The 21,528-nt window shown below is 46.0% G+C and carries 13 protein-coding genes; 9 read left to right on the forward strand and 4 right to left on the reverse strand.

The window, feature by feature from the left end; all coding sequences use genetic code 11:
• Positions 1 to 7 precede the first annotated feature (7 nt).
• Positions 8 to 598, reverse strand: a complete 591-nt coding sequence (locus EWM62_RS07050) for a hypothetical protein (protein ID WP_129875945.1) — start codon at positions 596 to 598, stop codon at positions 8 to 10.
• A 303-nt stretch (positions 599 to 901) separates the two neighbouring features.
• On the opposite strand from EWM62_RS07050, the gene EWM62_RS07055 reads away from it, so the two are divergent.
• The 9 genes from EWM62_RS07055 (at position 902) to EWM62_RS07095 (ending at position 17,884) form a co-directional block, all read left to right on the forward strand.
• Entirely contained in the window at positions 902 to 1,441 is a 540-nt protein-coding gene (locus tag EWM62_RS07055) for a phage tail protein (protein ID WP_129875946.1), read from the forward strand.
• 119 nt (positions 1,442 to 1,560) lie between these two features.
• Positions 1,561 to 2,403: a formyltransferase family protein gene (locus EWM62_RS07060; RefSeq protein ID WP_129875947.1), complete on the forward strand. Its 843-nt coding sequence runs from the start codon at positions 1,561 to 1,563 to the stop codon at positions 2,401 to 2,403.
• 45 nt (positions 2,404 to 2,448) lie between these two features.
• Positions 2,449 to 10,299, forward strand: a complete 7,851-nt coding sequence (locus EWM62_RS07065) for a cadherin-like beta sandwich domain-containing protein (RefSeq protein ID WP_129875948.1) — start codon at positions 2,449 to 2,451, stop codon at positions 10,297 to 10,299.
• 324 nt (positions 10,300 to 10,623) lie between these two features.
• Complete coding sequence (locus EWM62_RS07070) at positions 10,624 to 11,550, forward strand: PorP/SprF family type IX secretion system membrane protein (protein WP_129875949.1); 927 nt, start codon at positions 10,624 to 10,626, stop codon at positions 11,548 to 11,550.
• A 161-nt stretch (positions 11,551 to 11,711) separates the two neighbouring features.
• A complete protein-coding gene (locus tag EWM62_RS07075; RefSeq protein ID WP_129875950.1) occupies positions 11,712 to 12,362 on the forward strand; it encodes a hypothetical protein in 651 nt (216 codons plus the stop codon).
• Between the two features lie 50 nt (positions 12,363 to 12,412).
• Entirely contained in the window at positions 12,413 to 13,996 is a 1,584-nt protein-coding gene (locus tag EWM62_RS07080) for a Dyp-type peroxidase (RefSeq protein ID WP_129875951.1), read from the forward strand.
• 11 nt (positions 13,997 to 14,007) lie between these two features.
• A complete protein-coding gene (locus EWM62_RS07085) occupies positions 14,008 to 16,107 on the forward strand; it encodes a ferritin-like domain-containing protein (protein WP_129875952.1) in 2,100 nt (699 codons plus the stop codon).
• A gap of 15 nt (positions 16,108 to 16,122) precedes the next feature.
• Entirely contained in the window at positions 16,123 to 17,043 is a 921-nt protein-coding gene (gene bufB / locus EWM62_RS07090; protein ID WP_129875953.1) for an MNIO family bufferin maturase, read from the forward strand.
• On the forward strand, positions 17,036 to 17,884 hold the full coding sequence (locus tag EWM62_RS07095) for an HvfC/BufC N-terminal domain-containing protein (protein WP_162499798.1): 849 nt from the start codon (positions 17,036 to 17,038) through the stop codon (positions 17,882 to 17,884). Before bufB ends, EWM62_RS07095 begins: the two co-directional genes overlap by 8 nt.
• Here the strand turns inward: EWM62_RS07095 and EWM62_RS07100 are convergent.
• The 3 genes from EWM62_RS07100 to EWM62_RS07110 all read right to left on the reverse strand — a co-directional run bounded on the left by EWM62_RS07100 (position 17,881) and on the right by EWM62_RS07110 (position 21,505).
• Positions 17,881 to 19,083, reverse strand: coding sequence for an MFS transporter (locus EWM62_RS07100; protein WP_129875955.1), 1,203 nt, complete (start codon positions 19,081 to 19,083; stop codon positions 17,881 to 17,883). The genes EWM62_RS07095 and EWM62_RS07100 overlap by 4 nt on opposite strands.
• A 182-nt stretch (positions 19,084 to 19,265) precedes the next feature.
• Positions 19,266 to 20,246, reverse strand: a complete 981-nt coding sequence (locus tag EWM62_RS07105) for a Hint domain-containing protein (RefSeq protein ID WP_129875956.1) — start codon at positions 20,244 to 20,246, stop codon at positions 19,266 to 19,268.
• 92 nt (positions 20,247 to 20,338) lie between these two features.
• Entirely contained in the window at positions 20,339 to 21,505 is a 1,167-nt protein-coding gene (locus tag EWM62_RS07110; RefSeq protein ID WP_129875957.1) for a pyridoxal phosphate-dependent aminotransferase, read from the reverse strand.
• Positions 21,506 to 21,528 lie beyond the last annotated feature (23 nt).

Raw genomic sequence — 21,528 nt, forward strand, 5'->3', positions numbered from 1 at the left:
CTGTTTATCATGGTATAAGGGTAGCACCGGTTGGGGCGCAATCTTTTGGTGGCGGGCAAAGCTCCCCGCGGTTTTCAGGTGTGCCGCCTACCATAAAGCCCAGTGTTGGTTTAGTAGATTTGGCCGGTTTGCTGGTGTAATAATCGCGGTGAAATACCTGGTTAACCTTGTTGGTGCTGTCTTTGGTAGATACCATTACCAGCGTATTGTAACCCCAGTAATCTTTTGGTGGTATAATACCGCCAATTACCTTGGTGTTGTAAGTAGTATCGTAAGTGGCCATGTAAAAACGGATTCCATCGCCGCCTTCGCTTTTTATTTTATCAAGCAGGGCCTGCAGGCGGTCGGCGCTAAACCATATGGCGCGGGTATTAGGTTTGTTTTTTACCATTCTAACACCGTTTTCCACGTAGTTAGAATCTACCGAGCCGGCGTGCTTCTCGTAATTTTTTACATAATTTTTGGCCATTTCGTAACTAAGGCTGTCGTAGTTAAAAGTCTGGCCTTTGGCGCCGGTAAGGTCGGCGTGCTGGTTTTGGCAGGCGCTAAACGCAAGCGCGGCCACAGCTACATACAATAAGGGGTTTTTGAGTGTCATAATAGTTTTCGGATTTTAAGGTTTACCGAAAGTGACTATTTATAAACAGATATACAAATTAATAGACTGCCTTTTTTCCACCTTAAGGAGTTTTAAAAAAAGCTGATTTCACCCTATGCAGATCGTAATTTATAACAGAGATTTGTTGTGTAACGCAAAGCAGGAGAGAGGGTGATGAGGTGTTAAGAAAAAGCCCAAACGTTTTAAACAAAATATTATTGCCAATTAATTAAATATTTTATCTTTACTGACTAATTAAATAATTAACAAAAATATTAACTCTAAACCTTATCACTTTAAACTATGGAACCTTTATTAGGAGAAATTAAAATGTTTGCAGGTAATTTTGCACCAAACGGCTGGTTTACCTGCGAAGGACAAACTTTGTCTATCAACCAGTATACAGCTTTATTTAGCATATTGGGTACCAGCTATGGCGGCGATGGTGTTACTACCTTTCAATTGCCCGATCTGCGCAGCGCCTTCCCTACGCAGTGCAGTAATATTGGCGGCAACAGGCGTACCCCGTATTCATTAGGCCAAATTGGCGGTAACCAACAGGTTACAATAACCCCACAACAAATGCCTGCGCACTCACACATTATTAATACCGTAACCCTTGGAAACCTGCCGCAACCAAATGGTAATGCCCTTGCAGGTCTTCCGGTTGATCTTACAACAGGCGAAGGCACAAACAATTGGTCGAACGCGGCGACTGATTCGTCATTAAGCCCAGCGACAGTTGCGCCGACAGGTGGAAGCCAACCCGTTAATATAACCCCGCCGTTTCTTGCCATGCAATATATTATCGCCTGGCAGGGTGTATATCCTTCAAGGCCATAAGTGCCCATGAATACGATTTTTAAGGATTTTAACGCGTGCCGGTGAAAATTGGTATTGTATCAAATTCAAAAATATGCATACCCCTGCTTTCGTACCTAAGCAGTATAAAAGCAGGGGTTATGTTATACTTCGGCAAATCGGCACACGCTGATATCGGTGTGAACGACCTTGCCGGTTTCTGCAGGATGAACAATATACAGTTCTACGCCGAAGACGATAAAAAAGAGCTGTACACCTGGCAGCAAATGAACCAACCGGATGTGATCTTCATTTCCGGGTACGCTCATAAAATAGCAGTTGAAGAATTAAGCGGTGTGCCAAAGGGAATATTTAACATACACTTTGGCAGCTTACCGCAGTACAGGGGGCCTTCGCCGGTTTTCTGGCAATTAAAAAACGGCGAGGCGCAGTTAGGCTTAGCCATCCATCAATTAACCGGTAAGCTGGATAGCGGCGCGGTTGTTTGGGAACAAAATATTAATAACGAAGTATACCATACCTACAATTATACAAACCAGGCATTTAGCCAGTTGCAGGTGCAGGGGGTATCAAAAATACTTATCAAACTAAACAGCAAGCAAACGCTGACTTACAAGATACAAGCCGAAACCGAAGCCCGGTATTACAAAAAGCCCCAACTGGCCGATGTGATGGTAAACTGGGATACAATGGATGCGAAAGAGATACTTGGCCTGATTAAAGCCTGCACAGCCTGGAACAACGGGGCAGGTGCTTTGATAAACGGGCACGAATTGAAAATATTAGATGCCGAAGCCGCTTTAACAGGAGCCAATAACATACCCGGAACAATCAACATTGCAAATAACAAGTTTAATGTGGCCTGCATCAATAACCAGGCATTAAGCATTAACTTTTTTTATATAAATAACACTTGCATACCGGCCCGGCATGCAGGTTTTTACGGTTTAAAAACAGGGCAAACATTTATTAGTAAAATATAACGGCATTGCCGATAAAATATAAATCAGAACAACTAATACGTAACCATGAAAAAACTTTTACCAATCATTAAGAACGTAATAACAAAAGGCAGCCGATCATTTTCGGCAGCCGTGCTATTACTGATATTATTGGGGATAACCAAAAGCACGCAAGCGCAGGTTTATTACCTGATAAATAGCACCACCGGTAATACAACTAACGCTGCAAACGCGCTAAAAAAAGTTGATTATAATGGTGGTAACGATGGTAATGTAACTACCAGTATACCCAACCCAATCTTAGCCGAGGTTGATGCACCAAATAACCGTGTGTTTACTTACAATGGCTTTTTAGGCAACAGGGTTATCAATGTGGTGAATATGGGTACAGGCGGGGTAATCAATACCATTACTTTGCCGGCCGGTATCCAGGTATCCGGCCCATCGGTAACCGCTATTAAATACGACCCTATTAACGATTGGGTATATTATGTAACTAACAGCAACGGTGGCTCGGCTACACTGAACGCTGTTTACAGGTCTAAGCCGGACGGTTCCCAAAACGCTGCATTAGCAACCGGTATTGCTACGTTACCACAATGGCTTGCGCTTGATATACCCAATAACAGGGTATTTATATATGAGGGTGTTTTTAGCGGCCGTAAAATATTAACTTTTGATTTGGGTAGTAATACGGTTACAGGTAACGCGCCAGTATCCAATATAGCAAATGCTATTGCTTACGACCCTATTACGGATTATCTTTATTACATCACATCGGATAATGACCAAATTAATGCAGGAACAACTAACGATGCATTAAGGAAGATACGCCCGGGAGGTTCGGGTGGCGAAATTACAATTAAAACGTCTTTGGTTAAATCTCCTCAGTATATGGCATTAGATGCGGGTAATAACCGTGCTTTTGTTTATAACGGATATTACGGAAGTTCTACTACTATAAGGTTAGATGATACCGGTATTTATGCGGTTGATCTTACAACAGGCGCAACTACCCGCATCCTTGATCATTCCGGATTGCAAAATACACCTAACTATCTTCGTGTGTATGCTTTATTTGCACCGGCTCGTCCAATTATCAGCACCACAGCAGTTTCAACTTATTCATCAACTACAGCAACTTTAGGTGGCAACATAACGCGAAGCGATGCAAGCGTAACAGCACGTGGTGTAGTGTATAGCAGCAGTAACACCACACCAACTATTGGTGGCAGCGGCGTTACCCAGGCATCAAACGGTACAGGTACAGGTAGCTTCTCTGCAAGTATAGGCAGCCTTAGTGGCTCAACATTATATTATGTAAGAAGTTATGCTACCAGTGGTGCAGGTACCACATATGGCGCGGTTACATCATTTACAACCCTATCAAATGATGCAAATCTTTCAGCCCTTACAATTAATGCCGGTACATTAAATCCTGCTTTTAATTCAGGTACAATAAGCTATACGGCAACGGTAGCAAATGCCAATTCAACCGTTACCATAACACCAACTAAAAACAATGGCGGTGCAAGTATCCAGGTAAATAATGTTGCGGCAACTTCGGGTTCAGGTTCAAGTGTTAATCTGAGCATCGGTGACAACGCCATCCCGGTAAAAGTAACCGCGGCTGATGGCGCAACAACCAAAACATACACCATTACGTTTACCCGCCCTAAAGCGGCACAAACCATCACCTTTAACGCGCTGCCGGCAAAAACATTTGGTAATGCTGATTTTAACCCCGGCGCATTTGCAAGCAGCGGTTTAACAGTGAGCTATAGCAGCGATAATACCAATGTGGCAACCATAGTAAGCGGCGCTATCCATATTGTTGGCGCGGGCACGGCAAATATTACTGCTTCGCAAGCCGGCGATGGCAATACTTTGGCAGCAACCAGTGTGGTACAAAGCCTTACCGTAAACAAAGCCTCGCAAACCATAACCTTTAACGCCCTGCCCGCAAAAGTTTACGGCAATGCCGATTTTGCACCGGGCGCTACCGTAAATACAGGCTTAACTGTTAGCTACAGCAGCGATAACACAGCAGTAGCAACTATAGTAAACAACCAAATACATATTGTTGGGCAAGGATCGGCCAATATTACTGCTTCACAGGCGGGAGATGCCAACAGATCGGCGGCAACGAATGTTGCACAATATTTTACAGTAGATAAAGCAACCGTTACGGTTACCGCCGCCGCCAAAACTAAAATTTACGGCGACGACGACCCTGCATTTACCTACACCGCAACAGGTGTATTTAACAGCGATGCACCAACAGGTGCATTAAGCAGGGTAAACCCTAATACTAACAGGCTTGTTGGTACTTATGCAATTGACCAGGGTACGCTTAGCTATGGTACTAATTACAATATTACTTACGTAGGTGCAAACCTAACCATCAACAAAAGGCCTGTTACCGTTTTACCGGTAGCCAAAACTAAAGTTTATGGCGACCCCGATCCTTTTCTTAACCAGTATTCTTTTGCAGTAGGATCGTCGTTAGCGCCGGGAGATGGTTCCACTTCCGCTTTTGGGCGTGCTGCCGGCGAAGATATAGGCAGTTACCTGATGACCTTTGGTGACAAGAAATTTGTGAATGGTAATGACGATGTTACCGCTAATTACGTTATAACCGTTCAGCCGGCTTATTTTATTATTACTACTAAACCAATCGCCGTTAATGGTTACTCGCAAACAAAAGCATACGGCGATGCTGACCCTGCACTTACTTATACCAGTGCTCCTTTAGCATTTTCTGATACATTTACCGGCGCGTTAACACGCGATGCAGGCGAAAGTGTTGGTACTTATGCTATCAACCAGGGCACGCTCGCATTAAGCGGTAATTATGCTATTACATACGTTGGTGCCAACTTGTCTATTGGTGCAAAAACCATTAATGTTACGGCTAACGCCCAAACAAAAACCTACGGCGGTGCCGACCCTGCATTTACTTATACTAACGACGCGCTTTCCTTCGGCGATGTGTTTACAGGTAGCCTTAGCAGGGATGCAGGCGAGGATGTAGGTAACCATGCCATTACCCAGGGCAGCTTAGCGTTAAGCAGCAACTATACTTTAAATTATACCGGCGCAAACCTTGCAATAGGCAAGGCTACGTTAAGCTATGTAGCCAACCCTGCAAGCCGCCCTTACAAAACTACCGACCCAACTTACACAGGTTCGGTAACAGGCTTTGTTAATGGCGATAATATAGCTGCCACAACAGGTACTTTAAGCTTTACAACAACGGCAGGTTTAAACAGCGCTTTAGGAAACTATCCGATCAATGGAAGTGGCTTAAGCGCGAATAATTACGATTTTGTACAGGATGCTTCAAACGCTACGGCGCTTACCATCACCGCGTCAACCGATGCTACGCTTGCCAACCTAACGGTTACCGAGGGTACTTTAAACCCGGCGTTTAGCAGCGAGGGGACAAGCTATGGTTTCAGTGTTGCTAACAATATAACATCGTTTGATTTGACAGCCACCGTTAACCAGGCAGATGCTACCATGAACTTTAACGGAAGTACGCTTCTTTCGGGCATCGCCAAAGTTGTGCCCCTAAACGCAGGCCCAAATAACTTTAACGTTATTGTAACTGCACAGGATGGCACAACAACAAAATATTATACCTTAAATGTTTTCAGGGCTTACGATACTAACAACATGTTAGCCAGCCTAAACCTAAGCGGCCTAACCTATAGCCCAACATTTGATGCCAACACATTAAATTACACGGCGTCGGTTGGTAACCTGGTTACCTCTACAGCTGTTACCGCTACTGCTGTTGCGCCTACCACACAAATATCTGTAGGCGGATATGACCTGGCAACAACAAACCCGGTTAACGTATCGCTTAATGTTGGCGAAACCGACGCGGTTATAGTAGCTAAAGCCCAAAACGGCGACGAAAGGGTTTACAGGGTTACCATAACCCGTGCGCCATCGTCTGATGCTACCTTGTCAGCTATCGGTAACAGCAGCATCACTTTAAATACACCTTTTACCGCCGGTACGCATACTTACAGTGCAACAGTACCAAGCGAAACTGGTGTGCTGACATTTAAGCCTGTAGGTACAAACGACAGGGCGTCTATACAAGTAAACACCCAAGCGCTTAACCCAGGCCCGGGCAATAATGTTAATTTAGATTTTGGCGCAAATACCGTTACCATTGATGTAACATCAGAAGATGGTACCAGCCATGGTAACTACATAGTAAATATCTACAGGTTAAGGTCGTCAAATGCGGATCTGGCAAGCCTGTCGTTCCCTTTTATAACATCAATAAACGAAGAGTTTAACCCTAACGTTTATGAATACACTGCCGATGTTGCTGATTCAACCTACACCGGCATACCGCTAAGAGCCATATCTGCAAACGAGAACGCTATCGTTAAAATTGACGGCACAGTGGTACCACGTTTCCAGAATTACACCTTGCCTGTACATGGCGGGCCAAACACTTATCACATATTAGTGACTTCGCAGGATACCAGCGCTACCAAAACCTATACATTGGTGCTAACCCGCGCAGGCACACCGCCACCTGCGCAATCGCCTGTGGCTAACCTGTACGCGCTAAATGTTAACGCACCGGGCGCAAGCGGCTTCTCTAAAAACTTCAACTTCACCACCGGTGATGAACTGACAACAGTTAACATACCAAATGCCGTTACCGCGGTACGCGTGTTCGCGGTTTCAGAAAACCAGGTATCAACCGTAACTGTAAACGGAGTTGTTTTACCTTACGATGCCACTACAGACCTGATACCGGTATCTTTGGGTGATAATGTGTTTACGGTAGTGGTAACCTCAGAAGACGGTGCGCACACCAAAACTTACGAACTGCATGTAAACAGAATGCCATTTGCTGATATAACACTGGCCTCTTTAGCTATTAACAAGGGTACATTAGCACCGGCATTTGTTGCGGGTACCAGGTCATATACCGTAACGGTACCAAATAATGTTAGTACATTAACCGTTACACCGGTAGCAAATGATGGCACCGCGGTTGTAACTGTAAACTCTGTTGTTATCAACAGTTCAAACCCATCTGCAACAGTTAATTTATTTACAGGCCCGCCAACCAATATCAGGACCGTAGTAACAGCAGCAGATGGCGTTAATAAACAAACTTATACCATAAGCGTAACCCGTTTGGATGCAAGCCCTAACCTGGCGTCGATAGCATTGAATGCCGGTACTTTAAGCCCGGTGTTTAATCCCGAAACCGAAACTTACACAGCCGCGGTTCCAAACGAAATAACCTCCATCACTGTAAAACCAACCTTACAGGAAGAAGGCGCAACCATGCTGGTTAACGGTAACACCGTTGCAAGTGCAACCCCGTCTGACCCGATAGCGCTTACCTTGGGCGAAAACACGATCGCGGTTGTATCAACCGCGCCAAATGGCTCGGTGAAAAGTTACACTGTTGTAGTAACGCGTTTACCATCCACTGTGGCAACCCTTGCTAACCTAACCGTAAGCGCGGGTACGCTAAACCACACGTTTGAAAGCAGCAGGCTGGAATACGCCGCTTCGGTAATCAATTCGGTAACATCTGTTACAGTAGTACCTACTATTACCGACGTTAACGGAACCCTAAAGGTTAATGGTACTACCATCGCTTCGGGCGCAACTTCTGCTGATATCCCGTTATTGGTTGGCGCAAATACGATACATGTAGTGGTAACCGCACAGGATGGCGCCACCACTAAAGATTATACCTTAACGGTTAGCCGTGCCAACAATGTATCGGCCAGCTTTAAGCTAACGCCTGCCGCTGCATTGGTAACAACAACCGGCTCTGCCAAGATCAATTACTCAGCCGCTGTCGATCCTAATACCAGCAGCGTAACCGTAACCCCAACCGCGCAGGACCCAACCGCTATTGTTACCGTAAACGGTACAACAGTAGCTTATGGTGCCGCATCTAACCCTATCTTGTTAAGCTTTGGTTCAACGCTTATCAACGCGGTTGTTACCTCGGCTGATGGTACAACAAACAGAACATACAGTATTACCGTTAACCGCACCGGTTCAAACAATGCATCGGCCAGCTTTAAAGTAAGCCCTTCGGCTACACTTACTGCAACAACAGGCCCTGCTACCGTAAACTATACAACATCGGTAGATCCGGCTACAGCCAGCATCGTAATAACTCCCGAAGCACAGGATGCAGGTGCTACCGTAAAAGTAAATGGCAATACAGTTGCCAGCGGCGCTGCATCGGCACCTATATCGCTTAACGTTGGTTCAACCCTGATAAACATGGTGGTGACCGCGCAGGATGGTACAACTATTAAAACCTACAGCATTACTGTTAACCGTACAGGCTCTAACAATGCTATTATAAGTTTAAAGGTTACGCCAACATCAATACTTACACCAGTTACCGGTTCATCAACCGTAAATTATACCACATCGGTTGACCCTGCCACAAGCAGTATAACAATAACGCCAACAGCGCAGGATGCAAATGCCACTATAAAAATAAATGGTGCAACAGTTGCCAGCGGTGTGGCATCAGATCCAATTAACTTAAATGTTGGTACTACAACTATTAATACCGTAGTAACGGCGCAGGATGGTACAACAATCCGTACCTATTCAATCGTTGTAAGCCGTATTGGTTCAAGCAATGCATCGGCAAGCTTTAAGCTAAACCCAAATACAGCGCTTACCTCTGTAACCGGCACAGCCGATAAAAACTACACGGCATCGGTTGATTTTGGCCTTACCAGTGTAACACTAACGCCAGAAGCACAGGATGCCGGCGCTACCATAACCGTAAATGGTGCAACAGTAGCAAGTGGTACAGCTTCGGCGCCAATAACCCTTACCGGTACAGAAACAGTTATAAACGCTGTGGTAACCGCGCAGGATGGCACCACGGTTAAAACCTATAATATTACGGTTACACGTACAGGCTCAACCAACGCATTGGTAAGTTTCAAACTTAACCCTAATGTAACGCTGTTGCCAACAACAGGCACCGCGTCGGTTAATTATGCTACTTCGGTAGACCCTGCTACAAGCACTGTTACGGTAATGCCTGTACCGCAAAATAATGGCGCAACAGTAACCATTGCCGGTAATGTAGTAGCCAACAACACCGCATCGGGCCCAATAACATTAGGTTTTGGTACAACCATTATCGATGTTTCGGTACTGGCCCAGGATGGTGTTACCAGCAAAACCTACAGCATTGCGGTTAGCCGTACCGGTTCAAACAATGCATCGGCCAGCTTTAAGCTTAACCCGGTTGCCGCGCTCACCTCAACTACAGGTACGGCAGATAAAAACCTTGCCGCTACGGTAAGCGAAAGTGTAAGCAATATAACGGTAACGCCTAAGGCAATTGACGCGGGTGCAACGATCAGCGTAAACGGGGCAACCGTAGCAAGCAATACCGCTTCGCTGCCAATAGCGCTTACAACAGGTGTAAATACCATTAACGTGATAGTTACCGCGCAGGATGGTACAACAATTAAAACTTATAACCTGTATGTTACCAGGCAGATCACAACGTTTATGGTCGACAGAAATAACGCCGGCTTCCTGTTTGCAAACAAAGCGGCTAATAACTTGTCACCAACAGACGATGATGGGGTAGTGGTACACCAGGGTGTATCGCCAAATGGCGATGGCTCAAATGATTTCCTTACAATTGAAGGGATCTCGGCATACAGCGGTAACAAGCTTTCTATCATGAACGGAAACGGGGCGCTGGTATTCGAGACCAAAGATTATGGTAAGGACGGTTCCAACCTGTTCGACGGCCACTCTAACAAAACCGGCACGTTGTTAAAACCGGGTACTTATTATTACGCTTTAGAATACAAGGTTGACAAACAAAACAAACGTAAAACAGGATATATTATCATTAAGTATTAATATAATACATGCAACAGCAAGGCCCCCGAAAATATCGGGGGCTTTGTTGTTTTAAAACCTTTTTTTGTGTTTTATTTACCCTTAATTAAAGTATAAAAAAGCTGATTTTACCCTATCACACTTTTTGTTTTTAATGGAGATTTGTAATAAAGCAGCAACAATTTTCGAAAATATAATAATATATAAAATGCCATTAAAATTGTAAATTGCTTGCTTGTAATTACCCTGATTAACACAATTACCCCAGACGGTATGTACCCGACAGGGTAAATTGTTACTATGGATAAAACCTGATTAAAATTACTGACGAGAGAGACAAAAGGCATGAGATTGAACCTAACAAAAAAACAATTTGTATTAATATTAAGTGTATTGCTGATGATAAGCAGCAGCACGCTTATGGCACAGCAGCAGATCTATTCGTACAGCCAGTATGCCGATAATCTGATCCCCATAAATCCTGCGTATTCCATGCTGGACAAGGCCGGCTCGCTTAACCTGATGGGGCGTAAACAGTTTATAGGTATTGAAGGCGCACCAAGCAGCTTGCTGTTTAGCGGCAGCCTGCCTATAGAGTCGATAGGTGGCGCGGCCGGTGTGTATGTATTGAACGACCAGGTAGCGGTTGAACGCCAATTGGAAGTGAATGCCTTTTTTGCGAAAAGTATCCAGCTTACCAGCACTGGTTTTTTAGCTGTATCGCTTAATGCAGGCGTACGTAATTACGTAGCTAATTATTCATCGGTCGATCCAACCGGTGGCGACGGCCAGTTTAGGGACGATGTACGCGAAACAAGGCCCAATATAGGCTTCGGGGTGATGTTTTACAGCAGTAAGTACTACCTGGGTTTTTCGCTGCCCGAACTAACCATCCGCAGCTTAGGCACGGCATCGGTACAGGATGCCAACTATCTTAAAAACCATTACTATTTTTCGGGGGCATACCTTGCCGATCTGACCGATGATATTAAGTTTAAACCTTCAACGCTGGTATCGTACGTAAACGGTTCGCCTTTACTGGCAGATATTACCGGCACTATTTATTTAAAAGAACAGTTAGGCCTGGGTGCAAGTTATCGCACCAATAAAAAGGCTTCGGGCATAATATCGGTTAATACCGAAACCTTTAAAGTAGGATACAGCTACCAATTTGGCATAGCATCAAATAACCTCGGCGGGTTTAATGCGGCCATACACGAGGTTAGCTTAAGCTACAGGTTTGGTAAAACCGGCGAACGTAAGTTGTTATAAGGTAGCCTTTAACAAAATGCATCTGTTGCTATGGCGTTGCCATGGTATTGGGATAGGATAAGTGTAAGCGCAGTTTTGATTTCTGATGATTGATTAAACATGGCGGATACCGAAAAGCCTTTAACAGAGTAGGTATAATTTACCCTTAATCCAATATCACAATGCCCACAGCAATTACCAGCCTTTCGGCGCCGGAGCAACAGCACATGCTGTTTCTTTTTTTACCGATGAAAAGCGGAGCACACAAGGTAGTGCAATCGCTTAACGAAACCCGCCTTAAACTTGCCGAAACCCCTGATAACCGTAGGGATACCGGTGTACACTTCTCTATGTTTTACTACCTGCCGGCTGGCCAAACGCCACCCGGTTTAAAGGTTAAAAGCTTCCAGACAGAGGAAGGCAAAGGCCTTTTTGTAGTACAGGCGCTATATGATGCCGACTTTAAACCTTATATCGACTCATTTTTAGATAATGATTTTATTGCCGGGTTCCTGAACCTGGTGCTTGAATATATGGACGAAAGCGGTATTGTTGACGACTCTGACCCTACCTCAGCAAATTATATATTGAAAAACGGTAAAGTACAAGGCAACCCGAAAGAGTTTTACTGCCTGCTTATGCGTTATAACTTTGGCGACCCAACCTTACCGGCCGCGGCCAAAACAACCAAAATTGGAAAATATTTGCTCACCTACACCTTCCCGGGGCTTACCGTAAGTAACATATTGGATAATTATCCTGATGCCGAAACACTTTGGCCAACAACCCCGGTGGAAATAGATTTCGCCGTTTCAAAAAAACCTGTTTGCTAACCCACATAACGGTCGCCCTGTATTGGCGGCCGTTATTTTAAACTTAAGCGATGACATATCTTAACGATAGTTGCGGCAGCAGGCAACCGCCCCCGGTATTAGATGATATACAAGGCCTTGTATTGCGGGGCTACACCTTACCATACATCAGGTATATTGTATTCTATATGGTTGACCTTGCCGGGGCGAGATCTTTTTTATCAAAGCTGCTGCCGGGGACAAGCGATGTGGAAATTACAACCGCCAAGCCATGGGACAGGGACGACAGGCCGATATATACCCTTAATGTTGGCTTCACCTATTCGGGTATGGAGTTTTTAATGAATGAGGGAGACAGAAAAGTTGTAGAAAGAGAGAGCTCAAATGTGTTCGACCTGTTTAAAGGTGGGGCGGTTGGCGATGCCCAGGCTGTGGGCGATATCAACTCCAGCGACCCGAAGCATTGGTGGGACCGGTCTGGAGAGTGGCTGCTCCCTACCAAAAGGGAGTCGCCTTATGATGAACTCCATTTAGTGGTCACTATTTATGCCGATAGCACCGGAACGCGGGAAAACTATCATCAGAAATTATTGAAATTGATACCGGGTGAAACCGGATTGCCTGCTTTGATGCAAGCATATATTCAGGATTCCGACCCGCTTGATGAGGGGGAAGATTATATCCATTTTGGTTATAAGGATAGCTTTTCGCAGCCCCGGTTAAGCGATGTACCCTGGAATACAAACGTAGGCCGCTTACTGGCCGGTAAGGGGTTGATAGACGACAGGCCGTGCGTTCCGCCATACCAGTTTGTAATAACCCCTAAATTTAAGGTAGACCCAACTAACCCGCAAAGCGCCGAACTGCCAAAATACCGTGCGCATCCTTTATTGCACAATGGCAGCTTCGCAGCATTCAGGGTGCTTCACCAGGATGTAACGGCATTTAAGGCTTTTATTAATAAGGGAAAGGAAAAAGGGATCTCGCCAGAACTCGTAGCGGCGAAAATGTGCGGCAGGTGGTTTGACGGCACGCCTTTAGTAGTATCGCCCGACGGGCCTGATAAAACACTTAACGGTTTCGATTACACCAATTTTAACTACATCGAGCCTACAGCGCACCAACAAGGCAAACCGGTAAACGACGAGTTTGGTTTACTGTGCCCATATGCATCACATATCAGGCGTACCAACCCGCGCGATGATTATAAGGTGAAGGGTAATAAAAACAATGCCGAAGAAAAACGGATAATGCGCAGGGCGGGGCCTTATGGGCCCGACTATGACGAAACCAGGCCCGATGATGGTATCCCGCGTGGACTTGTCGGTTTGTTTATTTGTGCCGACCTGAGCGCGCAGTTTAGCTTTATCATGGAATCGTGGGTAACCAACGGAAGTTTCCGGATAGGTAAAGATGCCGATATGAGCCCTAATAAAAGTGGTTTCGACCCCTTATTTGGTTCTGAAGATGGCATGACCGATCACGAAACCTTTGATTTTTTACCGCCGGGGACCCAGCGCCCACCAAAAAAAACAGATTATACAGTAATTGATGGCCTCCCGCAATTTATACGCACCGATGGGGGCCTGTACTTATTCCTGCCGGGCATTGAAGGCCTGAGGCATTTAGCAAACGGAACTATACCAAAATCTTAAAACCTTAACCAATGAGCACATTATTATTCAAATGCAAACAACAGCGGGATGTTGCACTCCGCGAAACCGATGAAAAGGCCCTGCATACCCTGGTGCAGGCAGCCGTGAATGTAGAATTGTTCACCATACCCTTGTACATGACGGCGCTTTACTCGCTGCAGGGTATGCACGAGATAAACAGCCAGAATAGCAGCGTGTACAAAGGCCGCATCTGGCCGGGCATGTCGGCATCTTCAAAAACGGTTAACTCAAACCAGCTGGCGTACAACGCCGTGTTCAGCGTTTTTGTGGCCGAAATGCTTCACCTGCAAATTGTATCAAACCTTGCAAAGGCCGTTAACTACGACCCTAAATTTACCTGCGAACCCTTGCAGGACGAAAAGACCCTGGCCTGGAAATGCTACTCGCCCGATTCATCGGTGCTGCCCGGGATCCTTGATTTTGCGGATACCAACAAGCCGCACATCCGTGTAAACATAGGCCCCATGAATTTAGAGCAGATGGACCTTTTCCTGGCCATCGAGCAAACCGAAGAGGATGCAAGGCACATGATGACCGAAGAAATGTTCCAAAGCAAATACAACCAGCAGGCGCCTTACAAAGACTGGCAGCCGGGGCAACCCTTACCATGGTTTGGCTCGATAGGTAATATGTACATGCAATTGTGGAAATACCTGTCAATAGAATATACCGATGGAAAAACCCTGTGGTATGTTCTGTTTAACAAAGCGTTGCAGGCTGCAAACCCGGGTGTCGAAATTCCTTTAGAACAAGGCGACAACCGTGCGCTTTGCCCTTTCCTGCAGCAGGAAGTGTTTAATCCCGGCAGGCTAAACCCGGCGAAGAACGAAAAAAATGAATATCCCGGTATGCCAACAAGTATCAACACCCTTGATAGCGAAAAAGCGCTATTAGAAGTACTGAACATGATAAACGGCATTACAGACCAGGGCGAAGGCGCCGGTGTGGTAAAAGAGATCTTAGACAAAGTAGCTGTCGACCGCAAGCTTGATACCCCGTTAACGCTTAAAAGCCTGATGGCGACAGGTAACCTGATGGCGGTTCAAAACCAGTTTCAACCAAGCTGCCCGGTGTTGCGTAAAAAATACCCATCGTACGATGCGGATGGGAATGAAGTGCCATCGGCAAAAGCTAACGCCCGCGGCGTATTTGGCAAAATGGACCACTTTGAAACCTTTGAGTTTGTAAAAACACTTATCGAAAGTGGTGGCATCACCACCTGGGACCAATGGCATGCCGATGGCAACAAGTGGACGGCAGAAATGCTGCAAACAGCAGGTTACACGCCCGACCCTTCGAGCAAGCTGCCAAGCACCCAGGATATCTCTGATGCCCTTAACCGCCTGAAACTTGAAGATAAAGACGATAAGAACTACGACCTGTTCAGCCGTACGGCAGCGGGCGCTATCGCCGGCGTTACCAGGGTATTGAATGATTACTTTAAAAACCCCAAGATCGCGTTCCCGTACCCTTCAATGGGTGGCTCGGGTGATAGGATGGCCATCTGCTGGGCGGTATTTGGCAAGGTGCCGGATATCACTTTAGGTATCAGATCAAACGACGAAAAGCCCTACGACCGCAATGTGCATATCTACCACGCCTGCCAGGGGATGAACCTTGATAACAACCCGGATGCAGGATGCGACCTGGAAAGCTGTGCGCCAAGCCAATTGTTCCATGCCTGTAAAGGCTCAAACGATTGCAAGGCCGAAGGTGGTTGCGGTTTCGTACAATCTACCGGCGGCGGCAGTGGCTGCGGTGGCTCGGCACCCGAGCCGGGTAAAGGCCTGCCATTCAGCCCGCCATCAGACAACGCTTGCGGTGGTTTCGGTGGCTGCGCTGTGCCCATATCGGCATCGCAGATCTATCCTGCACTCGATAAAGACGAGAAATACAAAATGCAGTTGTTTGATTTTGAAGGGGAAAGCTATAAACCCACTCCTTTCGCGATAATGGACTATGCAGAAGGCGATTATGTTTATGATGTAGCCTGGAAAGCTTATTCTGAAGTAAGAAAGAAACAAGGTAAAGATCCCGGCCCGAAACCAAAACCAAGCGACCTGCGCCTTGCGTTCCCGCCATCAACCTAAATAATAATTATTGCCATGAGCATAAATACTAAACCACGCCTGGGCCTGCCAAACCTGGGCCTTGGCGTGGGTTTACGAAACAAGCATTTTAATTACCTGCTGAACAACCCGGCGGGAGTGGATTGGTTCGAGATCATCAGCGAGAATTTTATGGATGATTTCGGCTTCGCCAGCCATGTGCTGATGCATGTGCGTAAGCAGGTGCCGGTGGTAATGCATGGCGTTTCGCTGTCTGTTGGCAGTACCGACCCGATAAATTACACTTACCTGCAAAAGCTGAAAGAACTGGCAGAAAAAGTAGAGCCCGAATGGATCTCTGACCACCTGTGCTGGACGGGTGTTGCCTATACCAACACGCACGACCTGCTGCCCATGCCCATGACCGAAGAAAGCCTTAACCATGTGGCCGAACGTGTGCTGAAAATACAAGACTATCTAAAGCGCCCGCTGATATTGGAAAACCCATCAACTTACCTGCAGTTTAAAGCCTCGACCATGCCCGAGTGGGAGTTTTTATCGGCGCTGGCTAAGGAAACCGGTTGCGGCTTGTTGCTTGATGTGAACAACGTTTTTGTATCGGCACATAACCACGGCTACGATGCGGTAAAATACATCGACAGCCTGCCGCACGAACATATAGTACAAATGCACATTGCCGGCCCTACAGATTGCGGCGACCTGCTGGTTGACACGCACGACCAGCCCGTACCATCCCAGGTTTGGAAGCTGTACCAACAGGCCCAGCAGCTAACAGGCGGTGTAAGTACCCTGCTGGAGTGGGACGCGAAGATCCCTGAATATCCCGAGCTATTGGAAGAATTATTTAAAGCGAGAGAAGTGCTTAAAGGCAATATCCCAGATACGGGGATCTATCAATCGCCAAATGCGCCGGTTTCAAATCCGGTTGATTTTCAATTACAGGCATCAAATGGTTAAGCAGGACACCGTATTATTACAAAACTGGCTGCGTACTGTGGTAATGGCTCCCGGCTTTTTAAAGCAAAAGGTTGGGCTGGCTAACCACAGGTACCGGGTAAACGAGCATGATGTGGTATCTGACGAGGGAACCGCATCGATTTACGCGCGTTTAAATGTTTACAGCTCGGGCTACCTTTTAAGGTTGCTGGATTGCATGTATGCAGATTATGCCATCAGCAAAAAGTTTATGGGCGATGATGTATTTGATGGCTTTGCTAAGGCATACCTGATGTACCACCCGTCAACCTCGTTTACTTTATACGACCTGGGTAAAGCGTTCCCTGATTTTTTGGACAAAACCAAACCAAAGCCCGAAGAAGGGGAGGACAATTCTTATTTTGAGATCCCCGCTGCACTGGCAAGGGTAGAACGCGCCCGGCAGGTTGCCATGCGTGCCCCCGGCACCGAAAACGATGTTCCTGATGTTGAAGTGATAGATATACATGATGTGCTTTTTAAAACGGTAAACATCAAAATACCCGAATGCCTGCAACTGCTTGAACTGGATTTCCCGATGAAGCAGTTTTTTGGGGCAGTTTACCGGGAAGAAGAATACGAACTGCCATCGCCGCAGAAAACCTTTATGGCCATCAGCAGGAAAAACTACCGGGTGGTAATGGAAGAAATAACCGAAGTGCAATATCGCTTGTTGCAGGAATGCAGCACACATACGGATCTTTACAGCGCGGTATCTGCACTAAGCGCAAACCAAAATATACCATCTGCCGAACTTTTAACAGACGCGTTTTTGTGGATGCCCTATTTTCGCAATTGCGGATTTGTGCAGGTAACCGGCTAAATTTCGCCCTCTATCAATACATCTCCGGTATATTTAACCGGCGTTTTAGTACGGAAGATCATGTAAATTACGGCCATAATGGTAATCACTGCCGTGCTGTATAAAATGGCCGGCACCATATCAATAACATCCTGGTAAAACCAACCCGATATAAGCGCGCCCAATCCTATCCCGGCCTCTAACGAAATATACATGGTAGCCATGGCCTTGCCCCGGTGTTCGGGATGGCTCATATCTACCGTCCAGGCGTTAAGGGCAGGCGAGAGGATGCCTGTAGCAACACCATAAATAACACCGCCGCCCAACAAGCCTATCGCGGTTTTTTCGTAGCCGATAACCACCAGCGCGATAACCAGCAGCACCAGCCCGGTATTGAGTACATAAACACGGCCATACTTATCAGATACCTTGCCCGCCACAAAGCGTATCAGCAACGATGCGATAGTGAACACCATAAAAAATAACCCTTTGTTGGCGATACCGAGATGCTGGCCCCAGTCGGGGATAACAGTAAGGATAGCGCCGTAGGATACATAGGATAACAGCGTTACTATCGCCGCGGGCAAAACCTCAACCGCGATGATATCATTACGGGAAATTTTAAGGATGGAAAAACTGAACTTCTGCTTTACTTTAAGTGTTTCCTTCATATTCATCAAAATAATGATGGACATCAGCGCCAGAAATGAAGAGCTGTAAAACAGCGTATTAAGCGAAAAATACATCCTGATGGTACTGCCTATGGCCGGCCCGATAGCCAAACCCGTACTAAAGCAAATGCCATGAAAACCCAATGCCTCGCCCCAACGCCCGCGGGGTACAATATCGGCAACATACGCGGCGGTAGCCGTAGGTTTAAATCCTGTAGAGAAGCCATGCAGCAGCCTTAGAAATAAAAACCCGGAAACGCTGCTAAGCACCGGATATAAAAACCCGCACACAAAACAGACTATTGAGCCTACTGCCATAACCGGCACACGGCCAAGCGTATCGGTAAGCCTGCCGCTGAAGGGGCGGGATATGCCTGCTGTAAGGGTGAACAGGGCTATTATTAAACCTTTATGTTCGCCGCCGCCAATGCTGGTGAGGTAGGAGGGTAACTCTGGGATCAGCATGTTAAAGCTTGCCGAAAATAGTAGCGAGCTTAAGCAAACCAGTGCAAAATGTAAATTATAAATAGGGTGTACCGGTTTGGTCATAAATGGCAGAAGTAGAAATATTTGGCAAGTGTACCAAATTGCAGTAAAAAATCACCTGCCGATTTTTAAACACCGGCAGCATGGACAATATAAACCAGACGGAAAAACCATCAAAACTGTTACATCTGCCAACAAAAAAAGGCCTGTCAAATAAGCCCTTTTCTGTTTAATAGCTTATAAGTTTATTTCTGCATTACCATAACACCGTTCATGATGATGGTACTGCCGCCATCGGCAACAATGTTATAAACTTTTTGGGTGCCGCCTGCCCGCTCCGTTTTTAGCAGAACTGTATAGGCTTCGTATTTGCCGGTTTGCTCGTTAAGGCATAACACATCCTGGCCCAAAGCTATGTCGCCAATTTTTTGATTGCCTTGTTTAGTAAGCATGGGGTGGTTGGGGGTAGCCTGCAATACTTTGCTGCTTAGTTTTATATCCCGGCCGTTAACCTGTGCCGATATTAGTACCAGCTTGGTTAAAGCATAGTTGTTAGCATCGTGGGTGGTCAGTTCCTTTACCTTTACTGCCGATGCGATTTTAGTAGCAGGGTCAACGGTGATTACTTCGTCGCCGCTTTTTACATCTTTCAACAGCTTTTTAGCGCCGCTGGCCATGGTTACCAGTTCATCGCCCGGGAAACAGATATCGTTACCATAAGTAGCCGATTCCTCTTTCATATCCTTACCGCCGTTTAATAGCTTGTATTGCTGAAAGCTAAACTCTTTAGATAGTACGTAAGATAGCTTAAGGATAAAGTTTGTTTCCACCTTATTGATGTTATCAATATCCTGGAAGTATTGTTCCCAAACCTTACCATCGGCGGTAAAATTTGGTACAAGGGCTTTGTAAAGCTTGCCCTTTTCGTTGGTGTAAAAAACCATGGTGCCAATTTCCTGCATGCCGTCTTTGGCTATCAGTTTATACAGGTCGATACGTTTTTTAAGGCCGTCGCTGCCGGTAATAAAATAGGGTTTGCGGCCTTCATACCTGTCCAGTATATAGGTGTTTTCAAACTTTACGTAGGTGTCCTTATCCAGGTCGGCAATGGCAAATGTTTGTGCCTTGCTGTATTCGGCCATAGTAAGCGGCCTTGGTGTTACGGTTTGCGCACGGCCAATAAAAACCGAGGCTGCCAATAGTAGTGTTAATGTTAATTTACGCATATTGAATTAGAGTCAAGATATTAGAGTCAAGAATCAAGATGCCTTTACATTTCTGTCCTGGCTCTTGATTCTTAACTCTTGATTCTTTTTAATTAAGATAGTTCTTTAAAAGCTGCTGCAAAGGCTTCCATTTCGTCCATGCGGCCAATGCTTACGCGGCACCAGTCTTTTCCGTTAAACTTCCAGTCGCGGATGCCCACGCCGCGCTTAAACATTTCGTTGCTGAATTTTTTACCATCCATCTTTAACTGGAACATCACAAAGTTAGCCGACGACGGGATGTAATCGTAGCCCTCTTTTTTCAATACCGAGTATAAGTACTCTTTTGCCGCGTTGGTCTTTTTAAGGGTATCGTTCAAAAAATCTGTTTCGCGGTATGCTGCAAGCGCTGCGGCTAAAGTGGTGCCGGTAACGCTCCATGCCTGTGTGGTATATTTTTCAAAGGTTTTAATAGTTTCGGGCTGAGCTATCATGTAGCCCAGGCGCAGGCCCGCAAAGCCATAAAGTTTTGAGAAGGTGCGCCCCACAATAATGTTGTGCCCGGCCTTTATCATGCTTACCATTGAAGCGGCTTGCGGGTCGGGCAGGTAATCTATATAGGCCTCATCCACAAATACCATTGTTTTTTTGGATACGCGCTCGCAAAAACCCTTTAATTTTTCGGTATCAACAACAGTAGCGGTAGGGTTATTGGGGTTGCATACATAAACCAGGCCGGTGTTGGCATCCACTTTGGCTTCCATGGCATCCAGGTCTAATTTATAATCTGCCGTCAATGGCACTTTTACCCATTTGCCATCCAACTCTTCGGCGCGCGATGGCAGGTCATCGTACGATGGGTCGCCGGTTATTACGTTTTTACCGCCTTTGGTGCAGTGCATAGCGGCAGCTAAAAGTAATGGGGTAGATCCCGCGTCCATCAGTATGTTTTTGATCATTACACCCTCATATGCTGCAATTTTACCCGATAGCATTGATAGTTGCATAAAAGGATATTGGTAACTGGTATCAATAGCGCCAGCAATAGCCTTTTTAGCGGCTGCGGACGGACCGTAAGGGTTTTCATTCGCCAGCAACCTTGCTTTAAGGTCGAAAGGACCGCTTAGCATCGCTTCCTGGTCGGTTAAACTGCGCGACGAGCGTAACACCCGTTTAGGCATTGCCGCCAGCTTACTGATGGTGCCCGAACAAAAAGCCAGTCCCCCGGCTATAAAAGCGCTGGACCTGATCCAGTTTCTGCGGTTAATTGAGTTTGCCATTGTGAAGGTATTTTTAGTTTTTT

The sequence above is a fragment of the Mucilaginibacter terrigena genome (assembly GCF_004168255.1).
GTDB lineage: Bacteria > Bacteroidota > Bacteroidia > Sphingobacteriales > Sphingobacteriaceae > Mucilaginibacter > Mucilaginibacter terrigena.

Coding starts and splice junctions, on each gene's coding strand:
- EWM62_RS07100 (WP_129875955.1), bottom strand. CDS start 19,083: ATGACCAAACCGGTACACCCTATTTATAATTTACATTTTGCACTGGTT.
- EWM62_RS07075 (WP_129875950.1), top strand. CDS start 11,712: ATGCCCACAGCAATTACCAGCCTTTCGGCGCCGGAGCAACAGCACATG.
- EWM62_RS07080 (WP_129875951.1), top strand. CDS start 12,413: ATGACATATCTTAACGATAGTTGCGGCAGCAGGCAACCGCCCCCGGTA.
- EWM62_RS07070 (WP_129875949.1), top strand. CDS start 10,624: ATGAGATTGAACCTAACAAAAAAACAATTTGTATTAATATTAAGTGTA.
- EWM62_RS07085 (WP_129875952.1), top strand. CDS start 14,008: ATGAGCACATTATTATTCAAATGCAAACAACAGCGGGATGTTGCACTC.
- EWM62_RS07055 (WP_129875946.1), top strand. CDS start 902: ATGGAACCTTTATTAGGAGAAATTAAAATGTTTGCAGGTAATTTTGCA.
- EWM62_RS07105 (WP_129875956.1), bottom strand. CDS start 20,246: ATGCGTAAATTAACATTAACACTACTATTGGCAGCCTCGGTTTTTATT.
- EWM62_RS07050 (WP_129875945.1), bottom strand. CDS start 598: ATGACACTCAAAAACCCCTTATTGTATGTAGCTGTGGCCGCGCTTGCG.
- EWM62_RS07065 (WP_129875948.1), top strand. CDS start 2,449: ATGAAAAAACTTTTACCAATCATTAAGAACGTAATAACAAAAGGCAGC.
- bufB (WP_129875953.1), top strand. CDS start 16,123: ATGAGCATAAATACTAAACCACGCCTGGGCCTGCCAAACCTGGGCCTT.
- EWM62_RS07110 (WP_129875957.1), bottom strand. CDS start 21,505: ATGGCAAACTCAATTAACCGCAGAAACTGGATCAGGTCCAGCGCTTTT.
- EWM62_RS07095 (WP_162499798.1), top strand. CDS start 17,036: ATGGTTAAGCAGGACACCGTATTATTACAAAACTGGCTGCGTACTGTG.
- EWM62_RS07060 (WP_129875947.1), top strand. CDS start 1,561: ATGTTATACTTCGGCAAATCGGCACACGCTGATATCGGTGTGAACGAC.